Genomic DNA, 8,594 nt, shown 5'->3' with positions numbered 1-8,594 from the left:
CCCCCCAATACATCGGGGGGATTAAGGGGGGTAATTAGACTTGTGTATACGTAGCTTTATAAAGGGGGGTCTATTTAACTTATGCAAGAGGTCTCTTTAACAAATCAATTCCCTAACTCAGAGATATTGAGATATTATTTTGATATTCCTATTAACTTACTTGCTAGAAATTGCGGTGTAAAACTAAGGCTAAGTGCTGCCATAGTTCGCACATTAAATTTTTGTTGATTCAGTGCTTGCCAAAAATAAGGACGTGCTGCGGCTATCTGTTCGCTTCGTAGCAAACCAATTCCCAAAGTAGTATTAGCTTCTAACCATTTCTGTTGAAAATGAGTTCTAAATTCCTGTAACCGAGGATCTTCCATAAATACTTGATAGCAAAACATTTCGCTTTTCGCTTTACGAATTTTTGCTTGTACATCTCGACTACCACTGAGCATAGTATCAGTTTGCTCATGGGCGCGATATCGCGTCAATCTTTCTGGACAATAGTAAGCGCCGTAACCAGATATACAGAATAGATAGGTTAAATATAAATCCCACATCCCCGCAACTTCTGAGGGAATACTATACCAATCCACCAAATTATTTCGAATCACGCAAGATGCAGCAGTAGGTATACTTTTATCTACTAACCCAATTTTGGAAAAAGATTTATAAATTCCTTTTGCTAGTTTGTCTCGCTTGTAAGCGCGTGTATTTTCTTCGGTACCAGCATGATTAATTATGCCATTAGCATCTATAATGTATTGATCACAGAAAGCGAGAATTAAATCAGAATTGGCTTCTAGCGGTGGTACAAGCTTTCCTAAAAAATCTTCATGCCAAATATCATCGTCATGTAGACTAGCAACATATTTACCTTGTGCCATGTTAAAGCCATACTGCTGATTAGCTAACATCCCCACATTTTGCGGATGCTGCCAAAATTTGATGCGTGGATCACCAAAAGATGCGACAATTGCTTGGGGATTTTCGGAACTACAATTATCAGAAATAATAATTTCAATATTTTGATAAGTTTGTTTTATAGCACTTGCGATCGCTTGCTTGAGATAGTCTGGTCGATTATAGGTGGGGATAACAATGCTGACTAAAGGTTGTTGACATTCTTGATGTAATGACATATTTTTCTCCCTTGACATTTTTAACAAATTCAGCTTATTTAACTGGAGAGATACTATATAGTTTGTTGGCTTTGGAAGGAGATTCAGCTATTGTTTTTGCATAAATTGTTCGGAGATTATTGACATGAGCAGCCATTGTAAATTCTTTCATCAATAAAGTATGACCTTGCTCACCCATGTATCGGCTTTTTTGATAATCTCTAGACAATTCATTAATCGCATCAGCCAGCTTTTGGATATTATTGCTTGGAACAAGAATACCCGTTTCTCCATCTCGTAAATGTTCTGGAATCCCTCCGACTGCACTACCAATTACAGGGCGACAGCGAGAGTATGCTTCCAGAGTTACAAGACCAGCAGGTTCAGGCCAAACACTGGGAAAGATAACTGCAAAACACTGTTGATAAAGTTTATCTAATTGATCCGAATCGCACCAACCATGCCAAGTGATTCGCTTATTCAATCCGAGTGTGGTTGCTAACTTTTCTAACCGTGGTCGTTCCCAACCTTCACCTGCAATATCAAGTTTAATTTTCGGGTCTGTATGTATTAAGGTTTTGAGTAACCATTCCAGACCTTTATCAGAAACAATTCGTCCAGCAAACAAAATTCGATGATTTTGATGTACTTCCAAGCTTAGGGGTGAACTTGCTGTTTCTGGTATAGAGATTCCACAATGTAGCGTTATAACTTGTTCAGGAGTTACACCGTTTTGAATTAACTCTTGCCGCACATATTCGCTATTCGCAATGAAAGTAACTTTTAGCCTTTCCAAGACATCTAAAAACTGATGAGTGGTTTGAAGTTCTCTAAGAGTTCTTAAAGGTCTACGGCTACCACATCTATCTACTAACTTACCCCAAGTACATCCTAAGTAAGAGAAGTTGCGATCGCAGATTGTCCGTTGCTCTGCTAAATACTTTGTGCCGCTAGGGCAGTAGAATGAGTGATTATGAACGCTGAAGATAGCAGGACATTCGCCTGTAAGCTGCAATAGCAAATCTGGACTGTGGATGTGCAGCAGTTTGAACTGTCTTTGATCGATATTTTTAAGTGATTTTATCACGCGATCGCTAACATCAGGTGGTCGATGTTCAAACAGAGAAGCTAAATAAGTTTCAACACCTCCACTCCCACCGACACCGAAACTTGAGCATTGATAAATTAGGTCTTTGTCAAAGGTTTCCTGGGACATATTTTCTAGAAATTTTAAGTATATAGGACTAACTTGAATAAGTTATTTGTAGGGATAATAAGTGTTTAAAAGCTTATTATTTTACTATTAGTTTGGTAAACTTATTGACAGATGTTTAGGGGTTTACGGCTGTAGAGATTTACAGCCGATGAATATGTTGTGAGTACTGGATATTGTTTCTAATCTGGCTGCCTTAGCTCATACTGCATTTGATGATATTTCCAAAGCTTACCTTTTTGTTCCAATAGTTCTTGATACTTACCTTGCTCTACTATCCGTCCCTGTTCTAAAACTACAACTTTATCTGCTTTAGAAATAGTAGAAAGACGGTGAGCGATCGCAATTACTGTTTTACCTACAGATAGCTTTTCTAATGAATCTTGAATTAAGCGCTCAGATAGCGAATCTAAGGCGCTAGTTGCTTCATCCAAAATTAAAATTTCTGGGTTCCGTAGTAAGGCTCGTGCAATAGCAATTCGTTGTCTTTGTCCTCCAGATAACCTAACACCCCGATCTCCCAATTGGGTATCAAAACCTTCGGGCATTTCTAAAATAAATTCTAGTGCATTCGCTAATTTAGCAGCTTCTTTAATTTCTTCATTTGTCGCCTCTGGAGTGCCGTAAGAAATATTCTGCCAAACATTAGTATTGAAGATGAAGGTATCTTGACTGACAACAGCTATTTTGCGACGGAGAGAGTTAATTTCAAACTGCCGGATATCCATTTCATCAATGTAAAGATATCCATCTGTAGCATTATAAAATCGGGGAATCAAATCAGCAAGGGTTGTTTTACCAGCGCCAGACGATCCGACTAACGCTGTCATTTTTCCCTTTTCAATCGTTAGGGTAATATTATGCAGCACTAGATTTTCATCATCATAGCCAAAATCTACAGATACTAAATCTATTGACCTGTTTAATCCCTTAAACTCAACTCTGCCATTTTGAAAGTAATATTTTTCATCACTTGTCAACAGATTTTTAATATTGTCTGCTGAACCATGTAAAGTACTAAGATATGCTCTGGTGCCATTAATATCTTGAACAAATGGGATAAAGCGAAATAGTACAAAGAAAAAAGTTAGCAAAGAAGCAACTTGTAGCGTTCCATTAGTGACAAGACTAGTGAATGCCAAAATAATCATTCCAATCAATACCGTAGTCGCTACTCCTTCGGCAATTGGCTTCACAAGTGTCCAGGTAAATACAACTTTTGTTGTGCTACTTATTACTTTATCGCTAGCTTTATAGTAACGCTGACGCTCAAATTCTTGAGTACCACAGGAATGAACAGTGCGGATGCCATTAATAAATTCTATGGCTGTCGATGTAAAATTAGCATTAGCAGTTGTCATGCCAAAACTTGATTCTCTAACTCTAGCATTCAGATTTGACAACCCTACACCTAACAGTGTAAACAGCAATGCTGATATTATCGTCAATTGCCATGAGATTAAAAACATTGATATTAAATAGACAACAGTTGTTAATCCTCTAGTTACTAAAAAAGCTCCGCCACTAAAACCTTGTCTGATCCTTTCAATCTCTGTAGTAATTGTGTTAATTAGTTCGCCAGAACGAGTTTTACTAAAGTAACTTAGTGATAAGGATTGTAACTGTTCAAAAATTTGCTTGCGTAAGCGATCGGCAAGATGTAGTTGAGATAATTCAGTATAGACTTGAGAAAAATAATTGAAGGTGGCACGTAACCAAGTACTCAATAAAATCAGCAAAGATACGCGATACAAACGATTAATTGCTGATGTTTTGGCTCCCAAAATCCAAAGATCGAACCATTCTATTCCTGTTTGAACAGGTTGAGCATTAGGGCTAGTTAAGCTTTGCAAAAAGGAAAGTAAAAAACCAATACTTACACCTTCAAAGGTTGCTGCCAAAATTGAGAAAACTAGAGCTAAAATTGCAATTTTACGAAAGTGTTTAAATTCTCGCAATATCAAATAGTTGTCCTGCCAAAAGCTACTAGCTTTAAGCAGATTACTGAGTGGTTGAGGAAGCTGGAAATTCATGGATTTTATCATAATAGTTTGGCAAGGTAGATAGACCTCTATAGATGAATGCAGTCCATATAAGCCTAAAACCCTGATGTAGAGATGCGATTTATCGCGTTTGGAAAACTAATTATCTAGAACCGGATGCTACATAAATAATTTTTTTAGCCTCAGTGCGATAAATGAAATCATCAATTATCGCACCGATAAATTACAGAGTTTGGCTATCCAGATGTAACAGATGAGACTGTGCCTCTACTTCCCAGGAAGCTGTAATTTCTGGTAATTTATTTAGCTGTACTGCATCTTCCAAAGTCCAACAACGAGATCCGGTTAAACTCATGTCACCGCGTAGCACGTTAAATAACTGTGGCAGATTGTCGAGATTGTATTTCCCCATCCAACGCCCTAGCGATGTGTTATTGTGGGTGCAAAAACTCATCGCTTGAAAAAGTTTACCCCGTTCTCCAACACGCCATTCATGACAAAAAAGTGACCCTGGCGAGTAAACTTGCATTAATACAATCAATCCCAACATGACCGGACTTACTAATAGCAGCAATACGAAAGCAGCAATCCAATCAATTACTCGCTGCAATTGTCTGAAGGGTTGGTTAGGAAGTTTTTTGCCAGCGGGTAGGCTTAGGAATATTGGTTTTTGAGCTGCTTCACATGCATCTGCCCAAAATTTGAGCCAAGTCTCACCCAATTTTGGATCTATGCTGACCAAACTTACTGGAGAATGTTGTAAGCATTCTACTAGCGATCGCTTACTATCTAATGAAGCCAGATATGGTTGTTTCACTCCTCCAAGCGGCTTCACCAACAGCTTACCTCCCCGCCACAGGAGTGTGCAGTACCCACGATTATCCTGGTGTGGCTGGGTTACATCATATAAATTCTCTAGAGTTGGAATTATTGAAGTTGTCATAATGTCTTTGGGTTTATACAGGAGTGAATTACTGAAGCGTTATCAAAGGCTATCAATGCCAAAGACCCAAATCCGAATCTTGTTGTAAGTCCAAAAAGTTAGAGAGAATTGAGCGCAAAAATATGCTATAGTATTTGCCACTCAGCCAAGCACGTATTGCGTAAAATTCTGCTGGTGTAGAGATTTACAAATTAGACAGATACTAATTACATAGGTAGCAATCACCGCTACTATTAACATTCATGGGCAAATCTTGATTTTCCGGAAACTACTGACAGTAGAGAAGTGTAGAGGGAAATTACCCATGAATCTATATCTACCTTTAATTACGCTGAGGTGTTCATTGTCTCGATAGATTTGAAAAACCAGTCTGCTCTTGTCTTCTAGCCTTTATGAAGGTGCTTTAATCTCTAGAATATAAGACTCTGTAGAAATAGCGATCGCTCAAATAACTTCTTTATTTATTCTTTAAAGAGTCAGTGATTTCTCTGAAAAATCATAAAGATAGCATAAATATACTAAATTCTTCCCGATCGCAACAAAATTCAATTTGGTTCATTAAAACGTAGAGGTAATTGATAAATCATTGCTGTCAATTTAAGGTAAAAGCCAATCTAGAAAAAGCTTTTAGCAGATTGTCTCGTTCCCAGTCTCAGACTGGGAATGCTCGTCCTTGAGGCTTTGCCTCTTTTACTCGCGGCAGCAGCCCAATGACCAGCATTTCTAGCCAGAGGCTAGAAACGAGAAAAAATGCAAAACGCAAAATCCCCGACTTCTCTAAGAAGTCGGGGATTTATCATCTAGCCGTACTAGCTATTTTTCTACAGCTTGTCGCAGAGCCAATTGTTGTTGTTTGACATTGGGTACGTAATTACTACTAGAGTTTGATACCCCATTAGCTACAACCCCAATCAGATTTAACTTACTCAGCATAGCTGTCGCTTGATTAAGCTGACTTCGCGTCACAATACCAATGCTTGCCACCATAATCACACTACGACAAGATGATGCGGTAAGCATGGCATCCACCAAACCGAGAACTGGAGGCGCATCTATCAGAACCAAATCATAGTTTTCCTCAAATGCTGCCATTAATTGCATCATCCGCGGGGAACTCAACAGATTAGCTGGGTCGGTAGGTTTGGGGCCAGCAGTCAAAATATCGATGTAGGCGGAACCTGAGTATTGAAGACTAATCTGGTTGGGTAGAGTTGTATCACTTGCCAATAAAGTTGAAAGCCCCTGCTCATTAGGAAGATTCAGTTGATGGTGCAAACTGGGATCGCGTAAGTTGGCATCAATCAGCAGTACCCTTTTGTGTAAACGAGCAGCACTCATTGCCAAACCCAACGCCAAAGCTGATTTACCCTCATCCGCTAAAGCCGAGGTAATCATCAAAGATTTTAAATTAGTAACAGTATTTAAAAGTTCAATGTTTTTGTAAATCAGATCCAGCGATTCCCAACGCGGTGGAGATTGCAATACCTGAATCGTCCACGGAGCGAGAACTTCTGGCTTACCAAAAGGCAACTTGATCATTGATTCTCTGGGTTTGGCTGGCGGTAATTTGGGAGTTGTTCCCAACAACGGCATGGCCATTTGCTTCTCTAATTCAGCAGTGGTGTGAACTGCATCATCAGCCGATTCGCGAATAAAGGCAGCAATGCCTCCTAACATTAACCCAACTACAGCACCTAACAGCAAATTCTGTTGGAGATTGGGGCCTAATTGTGCGCCTTTTTGGGGATCTTCCACCACTTCCCAATTAAATCCACCCTTGGAAAGTTCTTGCCGTAATTGTTGTTCTGCTCTTAAAAGCTGCTCTAATCTTTCACGACTAAATTGCAACTGCGGTAGCATCCGATTGTAATAAGCCAACAGAGGCGGGAAGCGTTTGATTTCCAAACGTAGCTCGTTTTCTTTCTGAGCCAAAGTTTGATCGCGAGCAGTTAAAGCAACTATAGTTGTCTGCGTTTCTACTAATTGACCAGCAAGGCTGAGATCGATTTGGCCCAGCTGTCCTTTTTCGAGAAGAGAGTCTCCAGAAGTGAATGCACCAGCAGATTTTCCGCCTAAAGTTCTTCCTACTTCTTGTTGCAATAATTCCTTCTGGCCTTGAAGCTGTTCTTTGAGCTTTTGCACACTCGGAGTTTGATCTGTAAAGCGTAAGCGTTCTTGTGCTAATGCCAATTCGCTTTTTTGGATTTCGTTTAGTAAGCCTTGATAGCGAGTAGACTGACTCAAACGAGAAGCAACTAGAGCATTTTGAGGAGAACGGTTAAGTTGTTCTTCTAAAGATTTTTGGCGTGCTAAAGCTTCTCCATACTGAGCACGAGTTGTCTGTCTTTCTTGGGAAAGATTGTTCAAAGCTGTTTCAATCGCTTTGGCCTGTGACTCTGGGTCGATTAAGTTCTGATTTCTGCGAAACCTTTGTAAATTTGTCTCAGATGCGTTTACTTCTTCACTGGCTTTACTTAACTGTTCCCTAATGATTTGCAGACCTTTTTGTAAACGCGAAGTCTGTTGTTGTTTGTTATATTCCAGATAAACTTGTCGAATTGCATCCAGAACTTTTTGGGTCTTCTCAGGATCTCCAGCAGTATATTCAACTTGAAAGATTTTAGTAGCGACATTATCTTCTTTGCTCCTGATTTGAGTTAAGACCAAAGAAGCTTTAATTTCGGCTGAAGTTATATCTGGATAATTAGACTGAAGTTTATCAACTGCTTTCTGGATGAGTCCCGAACCTTGCATCAAGTTAAGCTGAGTGGCAGTATCTATGACCACGCTAGAGTCAGTAAACTGATTGTCTACCCCCGCACCACCTTCCGTTTTACCTTGATAATTAGGTTCTACTAGCAGTTGCATAGAACTTTTATAAGTAGGCTTTGTTTTTACAGTTACTATGCTAGCAATAGCAATAGAACTAATTAATACTGCTAAGAACCAAGGGAATCGCCGCACAAATACGGCAAACATTTGCCCGTAACTTGGTTCACTTTCAGAAACTGGAGCTAGATGAGGATTTAGACTAGTTTGAACCACTTTTATATCCTTGTCTTCAAGACTTACGCTAAGAGATTCTCCGAAGAATACCTATTTTTTTACGAACTGCCAATGAGGAAAGAGCAAATAAATAGGTAATCTGATAGTGGAAAGAGATTAGAAATAAAACTGCAACGCCAGAGCCATATTCCTTGAGATACCACGTCTATCAACAATAACGTGGTTTAAATTAGTCCGATATCAGAAAGTTTTTTACCTACTTTGAAAGTAAAGTATGTACCAAAAAACAATAACTAATGACCAATGACTAATGACTAATGACT

General features: G+C 39.1%; 5 protein-coding genes. All 5 read right to left on the bottom strand.

What is annotated here, in order from left to right; genetic code table 11:
• Window positions 1-134 precede the first annotated feature (134 nt).
• The gene (locus IQ229_RS04470; RefSeq protein WP_194041651.1) at window positions 135-1,127 is read right to left on the bottom strand and encodes a glycosyltransferase family 2 protein; all 993 of its coding nucleotides are present in this window, start codon (window positions 1,125-1,127) and stop codon (window positions 135-137) included.
• A gap of 34 nt (window positions 1,128-1,161) precedes the next feature.
• Entirely contained in the window at window positions 1,162-2,322 is a 1,161-nt protein-coding gene (locus tag IQ229_RS04465; RefSeq protein ID WP_194041649.1) for a glycosyltransferase family 4 protein, read from the bottom strand.
• Window positions 2,323-2,501: 179 nt separating this feature from the next.
• Window positions 2,502-4,352 carry a heterocyst formation ABC transporter subunit HepA gene (gene hepA, locus IQ229_RS04460; protein ID WP_194041647.1) on the bottom strand — a complete coding sequence of 617 codons (1,851 nt, stop codon included), beginning with the start codon at window positions 4,350-4,352 and terminating at the stop codon, window positions 2,502-2,504.
• Window positions 4,353-4,545: 193 nt separating this feature from the next.
• The gene (gene hepC / locus IQ229_RS04455) at window positions 4,546-5,265 is read right to left on the bottom strand and encodes a heterocyst development glycosyltransferase HepC (RefSeq protein ID WP_194041645.1); all 720 of its coding nucleotides are present in this window, start codon (window positions 5,263-5,265) and stop codon (window positions 4,546-4,548) included.
• A gap of 813 nt (window positions 5,266-6,078) precedes the next feature.
• Complete coding sequence (locus IQ229_RS04450) at window positions 6,079-8,310, bottom strand: GumC family protein (protein WP_194041643.1); 2,232 nt, start codon at window positions 8,308-8,310, stop codon at window positions 6,079-6,081.
• Window positions 8,311-8,594: the final 284 nt, after the last annotated feature.

Source organism: Nostoc cf. edaphicum LEGE 07299 (genome assembly GCF_015207245.1).
Classification (GTDB): Bacteria; Cyanobacteriota; Cyanobacteriia; order Cyanobacteriales; family Nostocaceae; genus Nostoc; species Nostoc edaphicum_B.
The sequence above is the reverse complement of the archived record's forward strand: the minus strand, read 5'-3'. Positions and strand labels throughout refer to the sequence as shown.